Source organism: Methylomicrobium lacus (assembly GCF_041897535.1).
GTDB classification, from domain to species: Bacteria; Pseudomonadota; Gammaproteobacteria; order Methylococcales; family Methylomonadaceae; genus Methylomicrobium; species Methylomicrobium lacus_A.
In genome coordinates this window covers 904,978-924,623 of sequence record NZ_CP169217.1, presented here as the reverse complement: position 1 = coordinate 924,623, position 19,646 = coordinate 904,978, and the positions used below count along the sequence as shown (strand labels likewise).

General features: G+C 46.7%; 25 protein-coding genes. 15 read left to right on the top strand and 10 right to left on the bottom strand.

Translation table 11 applies throughout. The features are described from left to right. Positions 1 to 125: 125 nt before the first annotated feature. Positions 126 to 299, bottom strand: coding sequence for a hypothetical protein (locus tag ACEPPP_RS04080; RefSeq protein ID WP_374089772.1), 174 nt, complete (start codon positions 297 to 299; stop codon positions 126 to 128). 32 nt (positions 300 to 331) lie between these two features. Here ACEPPP_RS04080 and ACEPPP_RS04075 point away from each other — a divergent pair, with 32 nt between their 5' ends. Continuing rightward, positions 332 to 2,029 (top strand): O-antigen translocase, encoded by a 1,698-nt coding sequence (locus ACEPPP_RS04075; protein WP_374089771.1) that lies wholly within the window; start codon positions 332 to 334, stop codon positions 2,027 to 2,029. A 66-nt stretch (positions 2,030 to 2,095) separates the two neighbouring features. On the opposite strand, the gene ACEPPP_RS04070 is transcribed toward ACEPPP_RS04075, so the two are convergent. From ACEPPP_RS04070 to ACEPPP_RS04050, 5 genes are all read right to left on the bottom strand, one after another. After that, positions 2,096 to 3,361: a hypothetical protein gene (locus ACEPPP_RS04070; protein WP_374089770.1), complete on the bottom strand. Its 1,266-nt coding sequence runs from the start codon at positions 3,359 to 3,361 to the stop codon at positions 2,096 to 2,098. Then, positions 3,351 to 3,950 (bottom strand): polysaccharide biosynthesis/export family protein, encoded by a 600-nt coding sequence (locus ACEPPP_RS04065; RefSeq protein WP_374089769.1) that lies wholly within the window; start codon positions 3,948 to 3,950, stop codon positions 3,351 to 3,353. The genes ACEPPP_RS04070 and ACEPPP_RS04065 overlap by 11 nt, the downstream gene beginning before the upstream one ends. A 394-nt stretch (positions 3,951 to 4,344) precedes the next feature. After that, the gene (gene lhgO / locus ACEPPP_RS04060; protein ID WP_374089768.1) at positions 4,345 to 5,541 is read right to left on the bottom strand and encodes an L-2-hydroxyglutarate oxidase; all 1,197 of its coding nucleotides are present in this window, start codon (positions 5,539 to 5,541) and stop codon (positions 4,345 to 4,347) included. Between the two features lie 37 nt (positions 5,542 to 5,578). Then, entirely contained in the window at positions 5,579 to 7,240 is a 1,662-nt protein-coding gene (gene xrtE, locus ACEPPP_RS04055) for an exosortase E/protease, VPEID-CTERM system (RefSeq protein ID WP_374089767.1), read from the bottom strand. A 209-nt stretch (positions 7,241 to 7,449) separates the two neighbouring features. Continuing rightward, on the bottom strand, positions 7,450 to 7,611 hold the full coding sequence (locus ACEPPP_RS04050; RefSeq protein ID WP_374090886.1) for a VPEID-CTERM sorting domain-containing protein: 162 nt from the start codon (positions 7,609 to 7,611) through the stop codon (positions 7,450 to 7,452). A 738-nt stretch (positions 7,612 to 8,349) separates the two neighbouring features. On the opposite strand from ACEPPP_RS04050, the gene ACEPPP_RS04045 reads away from it, so the two are divergent. Next, positions 8,350 to 8,655, top strand: a complete 306-nt coding sequence (locus ACEPPP_RS04045) for a hypothetical protein (RefSeq protein ID WP_374089766.1) — start codon at positions 8,350 to 8,352, stop codon at positions 8,653 to 8,655. A gap of 204 nt (positions 8,656 to 8,859) precedes the next feature. Here the strand turns inward: ACEPPP_RS04045 and ACEPPP_RS04040 are convergent, their stop codons facing one another. Beyond that, a complete protein-coding gene (locus ACEPPP_RS04040; protein WP_374089765.1) occupies positions 8,860 to 9,765 on the bottom strand; it encodes a LysR family transcriptional regulator in 906 nt (301 codons plus the stop codon). A gap of 113 nt (positions 9,766 to 9,878) precedes the next feature. Between ACEPPP_RS04040 and ACEPPP_RS04035 the strand changes: the two genes are divergently transcribed. Continuing rightward, positions 9,879 to 10,751, top strand: a complete 873-nt coding sequence (locus tag ACEPPP_RS04035) for a pirin family protein (RefSeq protein ID WP_374089764.1) — start codon at positions 9,879 to 9,881, stop codon at positions 10,749 to 10,751. Between the two features lie 87 nt (positions 10,752 to 10,838). Then, positions 10,839 to 11,465 carry an isochorismate family cysteine hydrolase YcaC gene (ycaC, locus tag ACEPPP_RS04030; RefSeq protein ID WP_374089763.1) on the top strand — a complete coding sequence of 209 codons (627 nt, stop codon included), beginning with the start codon at positions 10,839 to 10,841 and terminating at the stop codon, positions 11,463 to 11,465. On the opposite strand, the gene ACEPPP_RS04025 is transcribed toward ycaC, so the two are convergent. Further along, entirely contained in the window at positions 11,438 to 11,650 is a 213-nt protein-coding gene (locus ACEPPP_RS04025) for a hypothetical protein (protein ID WP_374090885.1), read from the bottom strand. The genes ycaC and ACEPPP_RS04025 overlap by 28 nt on opposite strands. A gap of 177 nt (positions 11,651 to 11,827) precedes the next feature. Here ACEPPP_RS04025 and ACEPPP_RS04020 point away from each other — a divergent pair, with 177 nt between their 5' ends. From ACEPPP_RS04020 to ACEPPP_RS04000, 5 genes are all read left to right on the top strand, one after another. Further along, a complete protein-coding gene (locus ACEPPP_RS04020) occupies positions 11,828 to 12,352 on the top strand; it encodes a helix-turn-helix domain-containing protein (protein WP_374088053.1) in 525 nt (174 codons plus the stop codon). Beyond that, positions 12,291 to 13,052: a transposase gene (locus tag ACEPPP_RS04015; protein ID WP_374088051.1), complete on the top strand. Its 762-nt coding sequence runs from the start codon at positions 12,291 to 12,293 to the stop codon at positions 13,050 to 13,052. Before ACEPPP_RS04020 ends, ACEPPP_RS04015 begins: the two co-directional genes overlap by 62 nt. A gap of 307 nt (positions 13,053 to 13,359) precedes the next feature. Beyond that, entirely contained in the window at positions 13,360 to 13,503 is a 144-nt protein-coding gene (locus ACEPPP_RS04010) for a DUF4236 domain-containing protein (RefSeq protein WP_374089762.1), read from the top strand. Positions 13,504 to 13,587: 84 nt separating this feature from the next. Continuing rightward, the gene (locus ACEPPP_RS04005) at positions 13,588 to 13,800 is read left to right on the top strand and encodes a hypothetical protein (RefSeq protein WP_374089761.1); all 213 of its coding nucleotides are present in this window, start codon (positions 13,588 to 13,590) and stop codon (positions 13,798 to 13,800) included. Between the two features lie 216 nt (positions 13,801 to 14,016). After that, entirely contained in the window at positions 14,017 to 14,199 is a 183-nt protein-coding gene (locus tag ACEPPP_RS04000) for a hypothetical protein (RefSeq protein WP_374089760.1), read from the top strand. A 449-nt stretch (positions 14,200 to 14,648) separates the two neighbouring features. Here the strand turns inward: ACEPPP_RS04000 and ACEPPP_RS03995 are convergent, their stop codons facing one another. Together ACEPPP_RS03995 and ACEPPP_RS03990 are read right to left on the bottom strand one after the other, a co-directional pair. After that, positions 14,649 to 15,143 (bottom strand): hypothetical protein, encoded by a 495-nt coding sequence (locus ACEPPP_RS03995; protein ID WP_374089759.1) that lies wholly within the window; start codon positions 15,141 to 15,143, stop codon positions 14,649 to 14,651. A 92-nt stretch (positions 15,144 to 15,235) separates the two neighbouring features. After that, positions 15,236 to 15,445 (bottom strand): DNA-binding protein, encoded by a 210-nt coding sequence (locus ACEPPP_RS03990; RefSeq protein ID WP_374089758.1) that lies wholly within the window; start codon positions 15,443 to 15,445, stop codon positions 15,236 to 15,238. 154 nt (positions 15,446 to 15,599) lie between these two features. On the opposite strand from ACEPPP_RS03990, the gene ACEPPP_RS03985 reads away from it, so the two are divergent. The 6 genes from ACEPPP_RS03985 to ACEPPP_RS03960 all read left to right on the top strand — a co-directional run bounded on the left by ACEPPP_RS03985 (position 15,600) and on the right by ACEPPP_RS03960 (position 19,646). After that, positions 15,600 to 15,818 (top strand): hypothetical protein, encoded by a 219-nt coding sequence (locus tag ACEPPP_RS03985; RefSeq protein ID WP_374089757.1) that lies wholly within the window; start codon positions 15,600 to 15,602, stop codon positions 15,816 to 15,818. Continuing rightward, positions 15,815 to 16,450 carry a hypothetical protein gene (locus ACEPPP_RS03980; protein ID WP_374089756.1) on the top strand — a complete coding sequence of 212 codons (636 nt, stop codon included), beginning with the start codon at positions 15,815 to 15,817 and terminating at the stop codon, positions 16,448 to 16,450. The genes ACEPPP_RS03985 and ACEPPP_RS03980 overlap by 4 nt, the downstream gene beginning before the upstream one ends. Then, the gene (locus tag ACEPPP_RS03975) at positions 16,451 to 16,756 is read left to right on the top strand and encodes a hypothetical protein (protein ID WP_374089755.1); all 306 of its coding nucleotides are present in this window, start codon (positions 16,451 to 16,453) and stop codon (positions 16,754 to 16,756) included. It abuts the gene before it with no gap. A 475-nt stretch (positions 16,757 to 17,231) separates the two neighbouring features. Next, positions 17,232 to 17,609 carry a hypothetical protein gene (locus tag ACEPPP_RS03970; protein WP_374089754.1) on the top strand — a complete coding sequence of 126 codons (378 nt, stop codon included), beginning with the start codon at positions 17,232 to 17,234 and terminating at the stop codon, positions 17,607 to 17,609. Positions 17,610 to 17,923: 314 nt separating this feature from the next. Next, positions 17,924 to 18,157, top strand: coding sequence for a major coat protein (locus ACEPPP_RS03965; protein ID WP_374089753.1), 234 nt, complete (start codon positions 17,924 to 17,926; stop codon positions 18,155 to 18,157). A gap of 58 nt (positions 18,158 to 18,215) precedes the next feature. Beyond that, on the top strand, positions 18,216 to 19,646 hold the full coding sequence (locus ACEPPP_RS03960) for a hypothetical protein (protein ID WP_374089752.1): 1,431 nt from the start codon (positions 18,216 to 18,218) through the stop codon (positions 19,644 to 19,646).

Genomic DNA, 19,646 nt, shown 5'->3' with positions numbered 1-19,646 from the left:
CATCAGTGCTCCCCGTTCCGGAGCAGTGACCGATTCCGATTGCCAGTACCGAGACATTAGCGTTAACAGATTCAAACCCAAAGATTTTCCATGTTTTGTGTGGACCAATAGCATGCAGGTGAGACTCAAAACCGACCTTGGCTGTACTTGTCATTACCTTCGATTTCAACAAATGCGCTTTGCGAAGTCATATTACTTTTCACCATTGCTACAGCTGGCGCTGCGAGCCCAAGATATTTCGCAAGCGCCTTTTTGTGGGAGCCATAGTTACCTGTTTTCGAACGGATGCTTGGCGTCATTTCGCAAATCATCTTGCTAACCAGGAGTCGTCATGGCTGAGAAGCATACCTACGGACAGATTTTGAAGTCTTCGGCGGTGATCGGCGGTTCATCTCTGCTGAACATCGCCATCGGGATCGTTCGTACCAAGGGCATGGCGATGTTGCTGGGGCCATCCGGCGTTGGATTGATGGCCCTGTATGGATCAATTTCGGACCTTACGATCAGCGTTGCTGGCATGGGCATTAATAGTAGTGGTGTGCGGCAGATTGCCGAGGCGGTTGGTTCAAGCGACACTGATAGGATCGCGCGAACTGCTGTAGTGCTGCGACGCATATCAATCTTGCTCGGGTTACTTGGCGCCGCTGTGCTGGTCATATTTGCCGGGCCCGTGTCCACCTTGACTTTTGGCAACGATCAACACGCGGCCGCTGTCGCATTGCTGTCAATTGCCGTATTTTTCAATCTCGTGTCCGCAGGGCAGGGCGCACTGCTTCAGGGGATGCGCTGCATTTCTGATATGGCTAAGATGGGGGTGTGGGGTACGCTCTTCGGGGCGATCATCAGTATCACTGTGGTATATTTCTTTCGCGAAGATGGGTTAGTGCTTTCGCTGGTGCTTCTTGCCGCAATGTCGCTTATCGCATCTTGGTGGTATAGCCGGAAAATACAATTACAAACACCTTCAATATCTGCTTCTCAAGTGAGGCAGGAGGCTGGCGCCATGTTGAAGCTGGGTTTCGCATTCATGGCCAGTGGTCTGTTGATGACCGGGGCTGCCTATGTAGTGCGTCTCATCGTCGTTCGCAAGGTCGGGTTCGATGCTGCCGGGTTGTACCAAGCGGCTTGGGCATTGGGAGGTCTATATATCGGATTCATTTTGCAGGCTATGGGAGCGGACTTTTATCCACGTTTAACTGCAATCGCCAGGGACAACAGCGAATGCAACCGTGTGGTGAATGAGCAGGCCCATGTCAGTTTGTTGCTTGCAGGTCCGGGTGTGATAGGAACCCTGACATTCGCACCACTGGTCATCGCACTCTTTTATACGTCTAAATTTGAAGGGGCGGTGGAAATTTTGCGCTGGCTATGTTTGGGCATGACCCTGCGCGTGATTTCTTGGCCTATGGGCTTCATTATCGTGGCAAAAGGCGTGCAAAACCTGATTATATTTTCCGAGTTGGCTTGGACTGTCGTTTATCTTGGCCTTGCGTGGCTTAGTGTGAGTGCTTTCGGTTTGAAAGGCGCCGGTATCGCGTTCTTTGGATCGTATGTGTTTCATGTACTTATGATCTATGTAATTGTGAGGAGGCTCAGCGGTTTTCGCTGGACTGATGCCAATTTACAAACGAGTTTCCTTTTTCTTGCCCTAATCACAGTCGTTTTCTGTAGCTATTATACATTGCCGCCCTTGTTGGCGATGGGTATCGGTACGCTGGCTGTTTTGCTGAGTGGTGTTTACTCGATTCAAGTTCTCCTCAATCTCATCTCCCTGGATCAGATTCCCAGACCCGTTTTAAAGCTACTAAGGTGGTTCCGTCTTATCAGTTTTAGTTCGAGCGAATACAATGGCTTAGGTCCATTGGTTAAAGCGGCGACAGGCGGCACAGTTGTTGAAAATAAAGCGTTAGTAAACCTAAATCGCTTGATTTTTGCATTCATGATGTGCACGGTATTTTCCATGTGGGCGCACTGGTATGAAGGGACCTATAGCTGGCCGGCTGGATGGGTGTTTTTGCGTCGGGGTTAGAGAGACCAGTTTAGTTCCACGGTAAAGTGGTTAGAATAAGTTATAACCTTTGACCGGATCGGTAAGTTAACGGGAAACTCGGATTCCATCCCAGGAATAGTTCAGAAAAAGCATTACGAGGTTAGAATCACTCGTTCCTACATTTAAATTTTGCACATTCTGGTCTTGTTTGTAATTCTGCCAACGGTAAACGTAGCTGCCTTTGAGTTGCCAGTGTTTCTCGAGTTCCCAGGTAATGCCGGCGGCTCCAGTGAAGTAAGTGCGATTAAACTGATTGTTTAAATTATCAGTCGACTTGCCGATCGATTGGCTAAGTGAATAGCTACTAGAAAGATCCAGCATCAGATCCCGGGTTAGATGGTATGAATAATTAGCGAAGGCGGATTGGGTTTGCAGCGTTTGGCCGATAGCGCTTGGGTTAACGGTGTTAGAATAACCGATAGAGAAGTCAGTCACCTGTCCATTGTAGTTTAAATTGATATTTGCAACACGACCCAGCGTCATCGAGGAATTCTGTATAGAGGAGGTATCATTCGAACTGGGCTGGGTGTCAACCCATACTGGTCCTCCGCCTGCGCCAACTGTCCATAAGCGATCAATTTTGTAATCCGCACCGAGTTGAAAACCATACAGATTTTGTGTCGAAGTGTTCGACCCTGTGTATTGGATGTTGGAAAAATAGAGTTTTTCATTTAGGGAGAGGCGTTGGCTCCATTCATGCTTTCCACCTAAGTGAACGGTGTAGCTATCATTGCCGCTGAAAATTGATGCATTATTGTTTAAAGCGGTGCCGCCTTGTGTGCTGCTATAGCTTGTTTTGGAGTAAGAAGCATCCAGGATCAACTGATCGCGAGCCGTCCATTGCCAAGTCCATGAAGGAGCCACCCGATAGTTTTCAGCCTGATTGTTAGGCAAAATTACGCCTGTATCCGTGAGTTGTAGGTTATAGGAGCAATTCACGCTATACCCGCCAATTAAGCTAAAAACGCTGCGATTTGTCCGATAACCGTTGTTAGCGTCCAGGTTAAAATTATCACAATCCCAACGTTGATCGTCATAACGACGAATGTCCGCCCGTCCGCCAAAGGCAAGGTCCAATACCCCTGACTTTCGAGTGGCTTGGAACCCTGGAGTCAAAAGGTATCCAACAACAGGATCTTTTCGGATAGGATTTAATGAAATATTGTCGTTATACTGAAGCTCTTGCCCTAAGGTTCCTTCCAAAGCCCATTCGGCGGCGTCTACATCTTGCCCGGAAACACTACAGGCTAGAACAAGTAATGCTATTTTTCGGACGCAATGCATGCTTTTCTCAGATAATTCAAGGTACAACGACAGTATCTCCGCTTTGCAGCAGAATATTTGATTCTATGTTCTCGCCGTCTTCCACGTCGCCATATTCGAAGGGAAAGGAGCGGGTGCGGCCGTCAGCTTCACGCCTCAAAACGATAATACTGTTCTTTTTGGCAAATGCCGTCAAGCCTTCAGCCATGCTCAAGGCCTGCATCACATCGGTGGGGCCTTTCATTATGAATTTCCCCGGCTTAGTGACCTGGCCGGTGACATAAATAACGTTGCCTTCGGCCGCAATCAGGCTGACATTTATTTCGGAGTCGGGGATAAATTTAGTCAGACGTTCCCGCAGCGACTTGGCTAGCTCCTCGGTCGTTTTGCCGGCAGCGGCGACATGCCCGACTAAGGGGAAAGAAATCGTGCCATCAGGCAGCACCACCACATCCTGTTTCAATTTTTCCTCTTCCCAAACGGTGATTTCCAGTTTGTCGCCTGGGTTAAGGCGGTAACTGTCACCAGCCAGGGCGAAAGCCTGATTGGATAGCCACAGTATGCAGCCGAAAAAAAAGGCGAAAACATAGCCATTATTAGATGGAAATATCAAGCTATTTAAGGTGGACGTATTCATTTGCTAATTATCCTAAACCGTCGTGTAAATTCAACAATATATTGACCAATAAGCTGGGGCTGAAAGATTTAAACCCCCGATTTCTGATGGAAAATCAGCCCTTTAGCGTCCTATCCAATTGCAATGGCTTCAACTTGTGTCACGAGGCATTGCGGGCGTTTGCTGAGGAAAATTTCCAATTTCTTCCCGTACGTTTTTGAGCAGGTGTTTATTCAATTTATAAGGGTATCATTGTTAGAAGTCAATAGAAGAAATATTTTGTTACAAGAACTGACCAAATGAGTTTCCTGCATGGTAACCTTTGGATAAGTTTAGTCTATTTGTAACGCAACTATTTCGCATACGATAGGCGATGAACGAGAATCTTACTGGCAGCGTTTTCAAATTGAATTTTTCAGTTCGGCAATTGATTAACGATGTACTGGCCAATTGCCAGTGAAGCCGTAGCCGCAGGACTTGGAGCATTAAGCACATGCAAGGCGTCCTGGCGAATGACTAGATGAAAGTCATCCACAAAATCCCCCGAAGGTTTCATCGCTTGCGCGCGAACACCCGCACCGCCGAGTGCAAGGTCAACAGTGCGAATGTCTGGCACCAGCCGCTGTAGTGCACGGCAGAAATGTGCTTTGCTGCATGACTGAATCAACTCTGTGCATGCCATAGTCGGATATTTACGGAGAAAACGCCAGAGTCCGGGGAAAAACAGCGTATCCAGCATGTCGCGGGTGTCAAAATTTGTTAATTGGTATCCTTCGCGTGCAAAAGCGAGAACCGCATTCGGACCGGCCTCCACGCCACCTTGAATCATCCGTGTGAAATGGACGCCAAGGAACGGGAATTGTGGGTTGGGGACTGGATAAATCAGATTTTTCACTAGATACTGAGCTTCAGGTTTGAGGTAATAATATTCACCGCGAAATGGGACAATGCGTATATCTCGCTGTTCGCCTGCCAGTTTGGCCACGAGGTCGCATTGCAACCCGGCGCAATTGATTAGAAAATTGCCATTGAATTCCTCCTGAGTTGTGCTGGCAACCCAATTGTCGGTTTTGCGTTCGAGACGTGCGACTTTTGCATCTGTGACAATGCGCCCGCCACGTTCTTGCACACGGAAAGCCAGTCGATCACAGACCTGCCGGTAATCGACAATGCCTTCTTCAGGCACATGCACGGCGGCGATACCATTGACATAGGGCTCGATTTTTCGCATTTCACTTGCATCGATTTTCCGTAACCTTTGCAGTCCGTTGGCGATACCGCGCCGGAGCAATTCATCCAGCCGTGGCAGTTCTTCGGATGTCACGGCTACAACGAGCTTGCCGCAGATTTCATGTGGGATACCTTCCGCACGGCAAAATTTTGTCATTTGTTGAATGCCGGCTACGGCCAATTTGGCTTTGGCTGAGCCGGGTGCATAATAGAGACCCGCGTGTAAGACGCCGCTATTGTGCGTGCTTTGGTGCGCACCGACGGCAGACTCTTTCTCAAGCAAGGTGACGTTTGCCTGCGGGAATCGCTCAAGCAGTCGATAAGCCGTGGCTAATCCGACCAAACCACCGCCGACAATCAGAAAAGTTTTTTGTGAGCCCATAGCATTATGATCAAAAGTTGTGGAGAGGAGTGATTTGTCATGACCATAAAGACCATCTTGCTTGCGACAGGACGAATATGGCAATCAGCGCGTTAGTCGTCATGTGGGCAATGACGGCGTCTCCCAGTTGCCCACGGCGGTAAAGGGCCAAAGCATAACCCATCCCGGCCAGAGTGCCAGCAACCCCGCGCTCATGCAGTAGTCCAAAAAGTATGGATGTGAGCAGGAACGAAAACCAGGTGAACTGTCCGGGATGTACATTTTCGAAGTCTTTCGCAATCAGCTTACGGATTAAGTAACCGCGGAAGGCAAGTTCCTCGGCCAAAGGCACGGTGATTACCGAGCCGAGCACACGAAAAATCAGCCAAATGGCTGCTGACTCGCTTGTAAGTTCCTCCAAGCCTTGTGATAAGGGAGTCTTGCTGCTGTCAATATTTGGCTCCAGTAACATCCAGATTATGAATACTACAGTTCCGATGGCGCTTGCTTGCCAAGTCCAGTTCGAACTGAGGCTATTATAGGACTTGCGAAAATAGTAAAGCAGTATACTGACAGCGACAACGCGTAGGGGATATAGGATGTCAAAGCCGAAGGTGGATGCTGACGTAATCATCGTGACCGCCATCAGAACCAAGAAAGGAACGATCAAGGCGGCGGCAAGAGATTTGTTGGCTTTAACCGTGGGTAAGTCTGGCTCGGTAACGGCAAAAAACTGCAATCGGTTCGATAGAGCAATCGAGCCGATTGCAATAAGAGTAAAGGCTATCCAGCCAGCATGCGCGTGAAAGCCCTTGAGTGCGACTTCAGGGGAGACGGATGCACCGATCGCTATCAGCATGGCGATGCGCACGGCGTTGGCTAGCCAGATAACGATTATTCCAAGAGGGAAAAGCCAAAAGACTTGCGGAAAGCGTAGCTCCTTGCGAAATAGCCAAAGATAGAGGGCGAGAAATAGAGTAATCAGGGATATGCCTTCGATACCCGAACAGGCGTAACTGATTTCTACTTGGAAAGAGTCTGTGCCTAAAAGAAATGTCTCCGGTTGATAGACGAGATCAGCATAAAACCAGCCAAGCAGCGAATGGACGAGCTGTAAGGTAGGCATGGCCAGAGAGTTCCAAAATTCATTTTGCCAGAGAATGGAAGTTTCATACTGACCGAGCATTCGCATGAGCATCCAGGCGCCTATTCCCAATAGACAGCCTATGAGCAATGCCGTGCACTCTTGGCGAACCAGGCGCAACCAAAAATGACCAGGAGCTAGGGCGAGCAACCATGACAGCAGTGTTGCGCTTGCCAGCGCAAACCAACCAGAAAACCAGGGCGCCGAAAGACGGGCGGGATTGGTAGGTGTTTCAAAGATGAGCGCGGTGACAACTGCGAACGCAGCGAGAGCGAGGATGTGGCATACTAGCCAGACCTGCCAGCGATATTCAACCAAGTAGTTCAGTAAATCGTTGCGAATAATCCTAAGCCGAGGACTGAGGATAATGAGATAAGCACCGATAATCCAGAGAACTGCCGGCCAAATCTCTTTCGAAAAATGGAACAGCCACGCTGACCAATTGGCATCATTTGCCAAGAGAGGTGGCACTTCATACCGAGCGGTTAACACCACGAGTTCGAGTGCGAATATTACCAGAAGCAAAATCCAGCGAATCACAAACTTCTTCGGGGGGGCGAGTACGTAACCTTGCATCACAATTCATTCACTAAAGCCATGTGCGTAAAATAATTTAGGCGCTTGAAACATCGATTCCCATAGGTCTGATCCTTCGCTGCGTTCGGGACTAAAGCGCTTGTCGAAGGATGGTTTCGTCGAAACAACAGGGAGCATGGTTTACTAAAGAAAAACCGGGTCAGAAAACTGCGTTCTGACCCGGCTTTCAATCTTAATGCCGAAAAATGTTAAGAGCGTTTAGATCGAGCTCTTTCACCCGCTAGCAACAAAACGCCTGCTAGCAAAGCGATCGCACTGGTTCCGGAGGCCGCATCAATTTCTGGTGCAGTATAGGATGCTCTGCCCTTACTGCTACCGGAATGGCCGCGCGCATGATTTTGCGGGTGCATGATGGAGCGCGAACCGGTGTTGTGGTGGAAGTCGGGTCTGGCGAAAGCACTGCCCGTAGCCAACAGCAAAAGCGTTACTGCCGTTATTATTTGTCTAATTTTCATAATGCACCTCACTTAAGGTTGTAAAAAAATCAAACTATTAGCTGCAAATTAATGCTTTAGCATATAATAGTTCTCTTATTCAAAGACAAAGCATCTCTGAATTAACCATCATTTTTTAGCGTAAGTGAGACTTAATATTTTATAGTTTAGTTCATAAAAATTACTATTTCAATGGAATGAGTCACATCTAGTGATATAGGCTTATTCCATAACGGTCGCAAAAGAGCTGTTCTCTGTACGCGACGAAAAATATGCCCTCAGGCGCTCAACTATGTTCCGAGGAAACGGGGTTGGGGGCTCCATCAACCGGACGGAAAACTACTACTGGTCGAAAGTGACTGCGTTCTCATAACCTGGCCTGCAGTCAACAATCGGGATCGTTTTCGCTCACTGCCCGCGGCCGGGTCTGAATGTGGTTGAGGCGTGCTGGCTTTGCTGGCAAGGCACCGCTCTCCCTGTATTTGACTGTGCGCGCACAGACCGGCTCTCCATCAAGGCGTTCAGCCTTCCAATTGTGGTGTTTGCGGGTTTAGGGCCAATCGTCCGGAACGGCCAATCGAACCTGCAAAGGCAAAGCTTTTTTTGTAAAATTAACCGCCTTTTATAAGTCCATAACACCTAGAGTAACTGATCATGAAAAATCATTTCACTATTCGACCTAACCTGACTATCCCTAGTTTAATTTTACTTCTTAGCGGCTGCGCTTCTAATCCCGAACCAGCCCCGGCCCCCATTCTTTCTGGCGAAGAAATGCTACGCGAAAGCCAAGGCATAGCCAGCTTGGGGGATAGATGGAAGCAGGGCAAGCAATTGGTTGATCGCGGCAATGCTTTAGTCGCCGAAGGTCAAAGTAAAATTGATGAAGGCAGGCGAATGATCGCAGAAGGTGAAAAAGTGATGCGCGAAAGCGAGGAAAACTATAAAAAAATTAAAAAATAAACTTTTTCTGTTCCCCGCGCGCCATGCTGTAATTCGTGGGAGGACGCGCCAGCGTTCCGTCCCGCGTACTGGCCCTACTGTATTTCCACGCGGCGCGCATGAGGGCCAGAAAGGGAGATTCACCCATCAGTACCTGACGATATTTTCGCAAGTGTACGCTTCAATCCTTGATTGAAGGAGAATGCGAGACCAGGCTTTCTAGGCCTATTTTTCGTCCAACTCGCTATAGCGTTCCGACAGAAAATCAATCAGCGCGCGCACCGAGGGGAGCAAGCCTCTGCGCGATGGATACACCGCATGAATGATTTCCCGATTGGGCGCCCATTCCGGCAACACCTTAACCAGCGTCCCGTCAGCCCGTTCTTCCTGGATAAACATGGCGGGCAGCTTAGCTACCCCAATCCCTGCAACGGCCGCAGAGCGCAGGGCTATCATGTCGTTCGCAATAAACTTAGGCTTATGGCGTAATGAGACTTGTGCGTTATCAGGGCCCGACAGTATCCAAACGTGCTCATCCTGTGGGGTTCCGTGCGACAGACTCGGCCATTCAGCCAGATCCGCCGGAGCGCTTGGCAGGCCGTATCTTTCGACCAGGGCAGGACTGGCGACCAGGCATTGCCGGCGATCCGAGAAAATGCGCATGACCAGATCGCTGTTCTCTATCGGCGACTGGCGAACCCGGATCGCCAGGTCGATGCCTTCTCCGACCGGATCGACCCTGCGGTTGCTCGCTTCAAGATGAATCGCAACCAAGGGATTCAACGCCATGAAGTCCGCCAGCATGCTTCCGACATGGGCATGCAGCAACGCCGGCGGGCAGGTCATTCTAATCGTTCCGCACGGTTTGGCGCGGGTGACATCGATCGATTCCTGAGCCGCCTCGGCCTCGATCAGCATCGCATTGCAGTGTTCGTAATAAGTTTGTCCAATCTCGGTAATCGAAAAACGCCGGGTCGAGCGCTGAATCAGCCTGACTCCCAGTCGGTCTTCCAACAGAGCGATACGTCGGCTCAATTTCGATTTTGGGATGCCCAGTGCCCGACCGGCAGAGGCGAAGCCGCCGTGGTCTACCACTTTGACATAGTAGTAAAGGTCGTTCAGATCCTGCATGGTTCTATTGTTCTATTTATGGAACTAATTAATCGGTTTTTCACATCTACACAATAAACTGTCTTAGCAATATACTGCAATCGTCAATCTCATGCATCAATCAGGAGCAAGCCATGAAAAAAGTCATCGCGATTCAAAGCTCGCCTACAAGACACTGGGTGGGTGACGGTTTTCCCGTGCGTTCGTTGTTTTCCTACGACTCGGGCCAGACTGACAAGGTAAGCCCGTTTCTTCTTCTGGATTATGCGGGACCGGCGATGTTTGATAGCGCCGCTAAACCGCGCGGTGTCGGCGAACACCCGCACAGAGGCTTCGAAACGGTCACTCTGGTTTATCAGGGCGAAGTTGCGCATCGCGACTCGACCGGCAAAGGCGGCGTGATCGGGCCGGGCGATGTGCAGTGGATGACCGCAGGATCCGGCATCCTGCATCAGGAGTTTCACTCCGAAAGCTTTACCCGATCGGGCGGCGTGCTCGAAATGGTTCAGCTCTGGGTCAATCTGCCGGCCGAGCACAAGATGACGCGGCCGCGCTATCAAGCGATCCTGAATCAGGCTATTCCGGAAGTCGAACTGCTTGGCGGCACCGGGACGGTACGGGTGATCGCCGGCCGCCATGGCGATGCGACCGGTCCGGCACATACGTTTTCGCCGATGACCGTTCTTGACATTCGGCTGCATTCGGGCCAATCCAGGATAGACGTGCCGAATGGGTGGAATACCATGTTGGTCGTCCTGACCGGAAGCGTTCGTATCAACGGCGACCGCTTTGCGGAAGAGACCCAACTCGTTGTGTTGGACCGGGCCGGAGATTACCTGGATATCGAAGCCAGCGATGGCGCAAAACTGTTATTGCTCGCCGGGGAACCGATTAACGAACCGGTCGTGGGGTATGGGCCGTTCGTGATGAACACCCAGGACGAAATTGATCAGGCGATAGAGGATTACCGGTCGGGCAAGTTTGGCAGGATTCCTGCTGCTAACTGATTTAAGCAACCCGCCGAATGGGACGGTCTTTAACCCAACTGACTCGTTCGGCCACTTTCACTTCAACAAGTCATTAGGAGAACCATCATGACAAAACCTTATACCCGTCTTGATAAAGACAATGCGGCCGTTCTGTTGGTGGACCATCAGACAGGCCTCTTGTCACTGGTACGCGACATCGATCCGGACAAGTTCAAGAATAACGTGCTGGCGCTCGCCGATCTGGCCAAGTATTTCAAGCTACCCACCATTCTGACGACCAGTTTTGAAAACGGCCCGAACGGTCCCCTGGTTGCCGAACTGAAGGAGACCTTCCCTGAAGCCCCTTATATCGCGCGCCCTGGACAGATCAACGCCTGGGATAACGAGGATTTCGTCAAGGCGGTCAAGGCAACCGGCAAGAAGCAGCTGATTATCGCCGGCGTCGTCACCGAGGTCTGCGTCGCATTTCCTGCGCTCTCGGCGATCGAAGCGGGTTTTGATGTGTTTGTGGTGACCGATGCCTCGGGCACCTTCAACGAAATCACCCGGAATGCGGCGTGGGATCGGATGTCTCAGGTTGGGGTGCAGTTGATGACTTGGTTTGGCGTCGCCTGCGAACTGCATCGCGACTGGAGAAATGATGTCGAAGGATTGGGCGCTCTGTTTTCGAACCATATTCCTGACTACCGCAACCTGATCGCCAGTTATTTGACGAATAGTTCCGGCAAGTAATGTCGTTGGGCAACGGCTATCGTTGCCCAGCATTTCCCGTCTGATAACGGTGTCGCCAACCGAATCCCAAAGGCATTGCGTTCCTCAGCAGAGAGGTCGAAAACCTCATCGCCGCTTGAGGCGATCGTGTCGGTATCGATTACGCCGCCGTCAGACATCAATCTGACCCGGATTCGGTATTTCAGGCCGGATCCGGATGTAGCTGAACTCGGCCGTATCCAATTGCGGTTGATCTTGATGGCTTTGATCGTACTGTTGATCGCATCCTGCGTACGGCAGCTTGGGCTTTTGCAGCTGCTAGTACTACAAACCTAAAAAATGAAGGATAATAGCAAGCCCGAAAATCATCCCGCAAGGAAGCGATGCGCCCACTCACTCCGCTTATTTTGACGCAAGCCCAACAATCGACGCTGGAAGCCATTGTTCGAAGTCGGCAACTGCCGCACAGTTTAGTGCAGCGGGCGCGCATCGTCTTAAATGCGGGAGCCGGCCGTCGCAACAAGGCCAGCGCGCAGGGTCTGAACATCAAGGAAGAGACGGTCGGTTTGTGGCGTCGTCGTTGGCTGTCGGCCCAAGAGGCGCTGGCTGCCTGCGAAGATGATCCCGAACGTTTACGCCGGCAGATCGAGACGATTCTGGCGGATGCGGAACGTCCGGGTGCACCACAGACCTTCAGCGCCGAACAGGTCTGCCAACTGCTGGCGTTGGCTTGTGAAACGCCGCCTTCACCCTTGACGCATTGGACGCGCAAAGATTTGGCACGGGAAGCCGTTAAGCAAGGCATTGTCGACCGTATCTCAGCGACCAGTATTGGTCGTTTTTTAAATGCAGGGTCAGCTAAAGCCGCATCGAACGCGCTATTGGCTGAATCCCACCATCGACGATGAAGCCACCTTCCAGGTCAACGTCGAAGCGGTATGCGACCTGTATCGGCAAGCCCCGGCGCTGCATGCGCAAGGCATTCACGTGATCAGCATCGATGAAAAAACCGGCATTCAGGCCCTGGAGCGCATTCACCCCGCACAGCCCATGCAACCCGGACAGCCGGAACGGATCGAGTACGAATACCGGCGCCACGGCACCCAAGCCCTGATTGCCAACTTCGAGGTGGCAACAGGCAAGGTCATTGCGCCCACTGTTCAGGACACACGAACAGAAGCTGACTTTGTCGCCCACGTGCAGCAAACCGTCGCCACAGACCCTCAGGGGCAATGGCTGTTTGTGGCCGATCAGTTGAACACCCATAAATCCGCGACGCTGGTGGAATGGATCGCCAAAGCCTGCGGAATTGACGAGGACTTGGGCGTGAAAGGGGAACGCGGAGTACTACGGGATATGAACTCCCGCGCGGCTTTTTTGCAGGACGAAAGCCATCGCATTCGCTTTGTTTATACGCCCAAGCATTGCTCGTGGCTGAATCAGATCGAGATTTGGTTTGGCATTCTATCCCGTCGCTTGCTCAAACGGGCAAGCTTCACCTCGAGAGCAGATTTGAAAGGACGTATTTTTCAGTTTATCGATTTCTTCAATGAAACCCTCGCTAAGCCTTTTCGCTGGACTTATACCGGAAGGCCTCTGGTGGTTTAAAAATTATTCGGAGAATTTCCGGTGCGTTGTACTAGAGCTTTTTCAGCTTCCTGATCGGTTTTTTTTCTGCGCCCTCCCTCTCTAAATTTAGGCGAAGTGATACAGAAAAAGAAAAAACCAATTGATCTAGTAGGAAATATAACCTAGTGCTAAACTAAACAATTTTCGGATGTGCTTGGAGTAGTTAAAACGTTGGCAGGTTTGCTTTCTAGTTCGGGCAAATAAGGGTTACTGCCAAAGTAAAGATTTAGAAAATGGAAATATAATCAAATTTTAGAATTACTTTGTTTACTAGATCGAGGTGGCTATGGTTTTCAGGTTCAAGCAAAGGATAAGAATGACCAAAGGAGTACGGATGAATTTTGGCAACAAAGTGCTAACGCTGTCGCTTGGCGGAAGAGGTTGGACGATGAATATCTTGAAAAACGTCGGAGCGATAAAGGATTGTTAGGACGTATGCCTTACATAGAACAAATTAAAGCGTGAAGATTTAAAACATTAACAAATAATAATAACTATTTCTGTTAGTAATCATATGATTTCACTAGAATTGGCTAAATATTTCGATGATTCAACTTTTGTTCTTTTGGGTTTTGGTGCCATGTCGATAGCAGGTACTCTTATTGCTATGTTACTGGCGCGTTTATTGAGCGGAAAATCAATGGTTAGGTGCCAAATAATTTTTAGCGCTGCCCAATTTTTCAGCCAATGTGCAGCCGCTTATTTTGCCTTGCATAGCGGAGGATAATGCGCGTGTGGCTATACGGTGGACGTTCCCTTCAGCCACCCTTTGCTGAATGACATATGGGCGCGGACTCCGCTCTGGTCAAAAATCGGCGTTAGTTGCCGCAAATTCTTCACACAAATTTTTTTTTCTGTTAGACTTCTTAATGAAGACTTAAGAGCAGATGTATCCTCTGAGTCGTTGTTTTTCATAATTAAAATCCTCAGGAGGGTGAGTGATATGGCCGATTGGAAAGACGAATATATCAAACAGATTAACGAGTGCGAGTCGCACAAGAGTAGGCTGATGCCTTCTGAATGGCAGTTTCTATTGGCTTTGCGGGAACGATTGAACAAGGATAAGCCGCTGACTCCTAATCAGGAAGAGACTTTAGACTATCTGTTATCCAAGGTTACCGTTTAATTACACATTCACGGAAGCAAAAATTGTAACGACGAGCGACCTCAACTCCGCCGCCCGGGAGTTTATCAAACGGTTCGCTTTATCATGAAAAAGCACTCATTCCGACCATTTTTTTAACCAAGCTTGGAAGTGCAATCGGTGTGCGGTTTAGTGAGGTTTGAGAACGGAGACGGGGAGGGGGGCTATTGTGAAGTGTTGCGGGTAAATGTCCCGTCATTGTCCCACAGGAAATAAATAAGGACTTGGATGATGTCCTAAATCCTTGTTTTATTTGGTGCCGATGATAGGAGTCGAACCTACGACCTTCGCATTACGAAAGCGTTGCGATAAGCTTATAACTGCTCCGATAGGCTTAAACACTGGCTTGTTTCCGTTCTTTAAGCCTATCAAAGCATAAAAAAGCTTATCGAGTTGGAAAGAAAATGGAAATCATGTGTAAGGCTTTGTAATCAATTTCTTGCAATGCCGTTTTCTTTGTCCCATTCTTTCTTGGCTCTTATGAAGTCGTTCGCACAAAACATTCTTGTTGCGTGGTCGTTTTGGTAGTTGCATTTTTCCGGCTTTTTGTAAACCTTCTTGAATTCACTCATCCCTTGAATTGCGTCTTGATGAACTTTAGCGCTGTTCTCCTGCACAATTTGCTCCCTTGTTTTTGGCATTTCGATTCGAGGTGCGCTAAAGAGTGGATAGGGTCTTATTCCTTGATTTCCGCTTTCTCTGTCCGATCCTACTATTTCTCTTCTAAACGAGCTTCCTATATTTCTTAAGTCCCTGTTCAATTCTTCCATCATTATTCTCATTTGCCTTTCTTCGGCTTCGTTCTTTAGATAGGTCACTATTCCAGCTATGGTCCCTAAGATTAGAGCTGCTGCTAGTATTGCTAGCATCACTTGCCAGAAAATCGACGTGTCATCTCTGTCATAGTTTCCGTTGTAACGGCTCATCTTTGCTTCTCTCCGGTTCAAAAAAACCTAAGTATAGACGCTAATTCAAGCTGATTGCCCCCTAAACCATCTTTTTTTTACCTTCCTTGCAATCAAGTACCCGTTTGTAGTTTTTGCCTGGTTTCCTCCAGTTCGGGGCTGATCTGTCCTGCCTCCGGTAACGTCAAGCCGGTTACTAGCCAATAAGCATATTCAGGCCATTTTTTGATGATGGCTTCTATATGTTCTTCGTTTGCCCGTTGGATGCCGTTTTCAACGTTTGCCCACGTTTTTGCTTTAACACCTGTTGCTGCTTCAAACATGGTCCTATCCATTTTCAGGCTTTCTCTTATTTTTCTTATTCGATCTTTCACAAAATTGCTAAATATTAGTTGACTAAATATTAGATGCCTGCTAATATTTAGTCATGTTCACAAACCAGCTTAACCCAGCCAAAACAAGGCTAATGAGGCAATCATGGACCAACAAGTACCTACAGTCAACATTGATATAAACATAGACACATCTGTTCCTCTCGTTCACCCGACTGCCTTTTCCAAAATGATTGGCTTGTCTGATGGTGTTGTCGGTGGTTGGATCGATCTTGGCTATTTACCGACGGTGAAGGTAGGCCGTTATCAACTGATCAACCTGGCGTTGCTTTCTGAGAATTTGAAAAAGGGGAAGGTTTTATGAGCGTTGATATTCAAAGACAAAATCTTTTTGACCTTGTAAATCAGTCTTATGATTTGCATTCGCGTCTTATCAAACTGTTATTTTCTTCTTGTTCGACTGTTTCTTCTTATAACCGTGTTAGTCGTATTTGTGGACGTGCGTATAAACGACTTAATCGTCGTTTTGATGCTTATGTATCATTTCGTAAGCATGAAGACGGTGATTCAACTTTCCACAAAATTATTCCGGTTCCATATCAATCTGATGAACCTGAAACGACTAAAAATAATGTTGCTTTGCCTATCAAATCAAACTTTTCAAAACATCAAGATTTTCAAACTTATGTGATTCGCACCGCATACATTCATGTTCTTGATCAAGCAAATTTGATTTCAAAGTATTTCAAAGAAAAAGATTATTCTTTGGCTTACTCCACACTAAGAATGCTTTATTCGTACCTGTATCATTTAGAGCTTTCTCATCGTGAAGATAACGAAAGGGCTTCTATTTTCTTTTCTCAACTTCTTTTATACACAAAGGAATGTTTAGAAACGTCCAGAAAATCTAATCGATCCTTTCGATTAAGCTTAAATCAGTATCGTTCAAAATTAATTTCCCTTTTCAATTCATCTGTTTCTATTGAGGCTGCTTAAGTGAATACTCAACGTTTACCATCTATCCCGCCAGCCGGTTCAAATCCGATCGATAACAGCGATCCTAGTAATGATCGTCTTTTTCGTACTGCATTGGCTCCGCGTGATTATCTCAGGCTCGAAATTGAAGCGATGGATAGGGGATTAAAACCATTTGGCTTGACCAAAATTGTTATGACTCTCTATCTGCATAAACAATTGGTTAATGTGAAAGACCTTCCTTCTGAACTGCAATATCAAATTGTTGAATTCTTTAGGACTAAAAAAAGCGCGATTGCTTTAAAGGAAGATTCGAGTGAATCCTGATAGGTATCTAGCCGGACGGAGCCGCGGTATGGGGGTTAATGCAAATTGGCGCCGCCCCGCCTCGGATGTCAAGGGCTTTAGAGCTTGCGTCCCTTGACATCCGAGGCGGGGCGGTTGCGACAATTGCATTAATCCTCATACGGCGGCTCTGTCTGGAAAGATAACTAGCCGGATGGTGAGCGGGTGGGGGTTTTAAAAAAAACGCGCTTAAAAAATCGAATGGAATCTATACAGTCTATGTGAAGAAAGGAATTATTAGTCCCATGTAGGCTGTTTTTTAACTAATTAAGGTGAATATTATGGGCTTTTTACTTGATCTTCCTTTGTATTTAACTGCCGGGTTAATTGTTATTTTTGTGCTTTTATTGTTTATCCGTTTAATTGAAATAATCCGTTTTCATTATTTTCGTGCAAGCCGCTAAGTATCGGTAGAAACTACTTATAACTTTTTTTAATACTTCATAAGGTCTAAAAAATGCAAACAAACTTTTTAAGTGAAATGCAAACAATCGTCACCGGTCAAGTAGAGTCTGTTACTCGATATGATATTGACGCCGATAACCGTGGCGGTTCAATCTGGGTTTCTAAACCTTCTTCGGGCAAAAATCCGAATGTGTTGGGTCAAGACCTGATTAAAATCAAAATGCCATACGCTATGTTTGATCAACTCAAACAAAAACAGGACTCTGGTGAGGTTCAATTTCCTTGCATGATGGAAATCCTCTGTGATATCGATATGGGCGGCGCAAACCGTGCGGTTTTGACTGCGGTATCGGTTAAACGGCTCGTTAATGAGCCTCCTAAACCGGATTTGGGCAAAACAGAAAATAAGCCTTCTGTTAAGCCACAATAGTTATAAATCCTGGTCTTATTAGATCAGGTTAATTTCTCCTGCTGGAGTCGAAGCAATGACAACAACATATGATCCAATTCCTTTGATTGAAGGGATGATGATAGTAGCCATGCCGATTATGTTTGCTTTCGGTTTTTTGGCATCAATACTACTTGTTAATTTGTTGAATAAGTAATTATGTCTGATTCTGATATTCAAACAATTATTGATTACTTGATGGGGTCTTTTGTTGTTGGTTTTTGTTTCGGTTATTTACTGGCTATTTTTAAATCATTAGCCGCTTTACTTGTAAACTTTAAATAAAGGTGATCTTTATGAAAAATATTCTCTTCAAAATTGCATCATTCGTTTTCGCTGCATTTGCGTTGATGTTTGGCTTTATTCCGGCGTCTTTTGCGGCTCTTCCTTCCGCTGCTACGACTGGTTTAACTACTTTGCAAACCGATGTACTCGATCTGGTTGATGCGATTTGGCCGGTAATGGTGGCTATTACTGTAGCCTTCATTTTGCTGCGTGTCTTCAAACGCGGTGCAAACTCCGCTGTTTAATACAACTGGGCCGGGATAATATCCCGGCCTTTTTTCTTTAGCGTATTGATTATAAAAAATGACTATCTTAATTCGATTAATATTATTATTCTTTCTAATTAATACATCTGTATTTGCGGGTGGTTGGTATTCTAATTCTACCGATGCTCAAAATGCTTGTAATGCTTTAATTGGTAGTAAGTTTTCCTTTACTCAGGGGGGTACTCAATATAATGTAGATCGATGCGTTACTTCTGGTGGTGGCTTCAATACTTCAATTTGTAATTCTAATGGTCAATATTTTGATTATCACCCATATAACAATTCAACAACTTATTTTCATCCCACAGAAACATTTCATTATTGCAATTCAGGCACTCAATCATGCCCTGTAACTGGTCAAGTTCGTAATGAATCTGGTGCCTGCGTTTGTCCATCTGGTACTTATTATAATGGTCTTGGTAGTTGTATAACTAAACCTGTTAATTGTACTTTGAAGGATTATAATGCTGTTAATGATGGTTGTCCTCTTGAATCTTCTGTTGGTTGGTCTCAGCATACTTGTTGGGATAATTCTTCTAATTCTGTCTTATCTGTTCAGGCCTGTAGTCCTAATTGTGGTCCATCTGAACATGTTGAGAATTATTCTTGTGTTTCTAATGAAACTTGTATAGGCGATCAAGTCTATAATTATTCAACAAATCATTGTGATGAGCCTGTTTGTAATTTGGGTCAACAGACTTTAGATGCTGAAAAACATGTATGTGTAGATCCTAATTGTTTAGCGGGTCAGCTTCTTTGTTCTCATGTTTGCTATTTAGCTACTGATTGTGCTACTGGTTATCTTTATCTTTGTGACGGTTCTGATAGTACTGCATTACCTCATTGTCAATTTAATGGTTGTCCCTCTGGTTTTGTTCAAGGAATGAAAGATGGTGTGAATGTTTGTATTAAAAATTCAGTTATTTCTGGTACTGTATCAAATAATACTTCTTCTACTACTTCTGGTAGTTCTTCTACTACTTCTTCAACAGTTGTAAATTCTGATGGTTCTATTACGACTACTTCTGTAGGTGATAGTCAAACCACTATTGTTAACAATTCTACTACTGATATTTCTTTAGATACTTCTGGTCTTGCTCAAGAGTCTACACTTTCTTCTGTTTTGGATGCTTTAAATGATTTTTTTGGATCAGAATCTGATTTTTCTAATGCTTCTGATATGTCTCCTCTTGATGGTATTGGGGGGGATTCTGATGATTCAGATGCTATTGCTTTTTTGAATAATGGTAACGATTCTTATGCTTATCCTTTAAATGTTTCTGATTGGATGCCTGAATTTCCTACTAATTCTTCTTGTTCTGGTTCTGTTCCTATTGTTTGGGGTAACTTTAGTTATCAATTTTCTCCTTGTGAAAAACTACAACCTTTGAGGGAAGTTTTAGCTTGGGTTTTTTATGTTTTATCTTTTTGGAATATCTTTAGAATTTGGGTTTCTATTAAGGAGTAA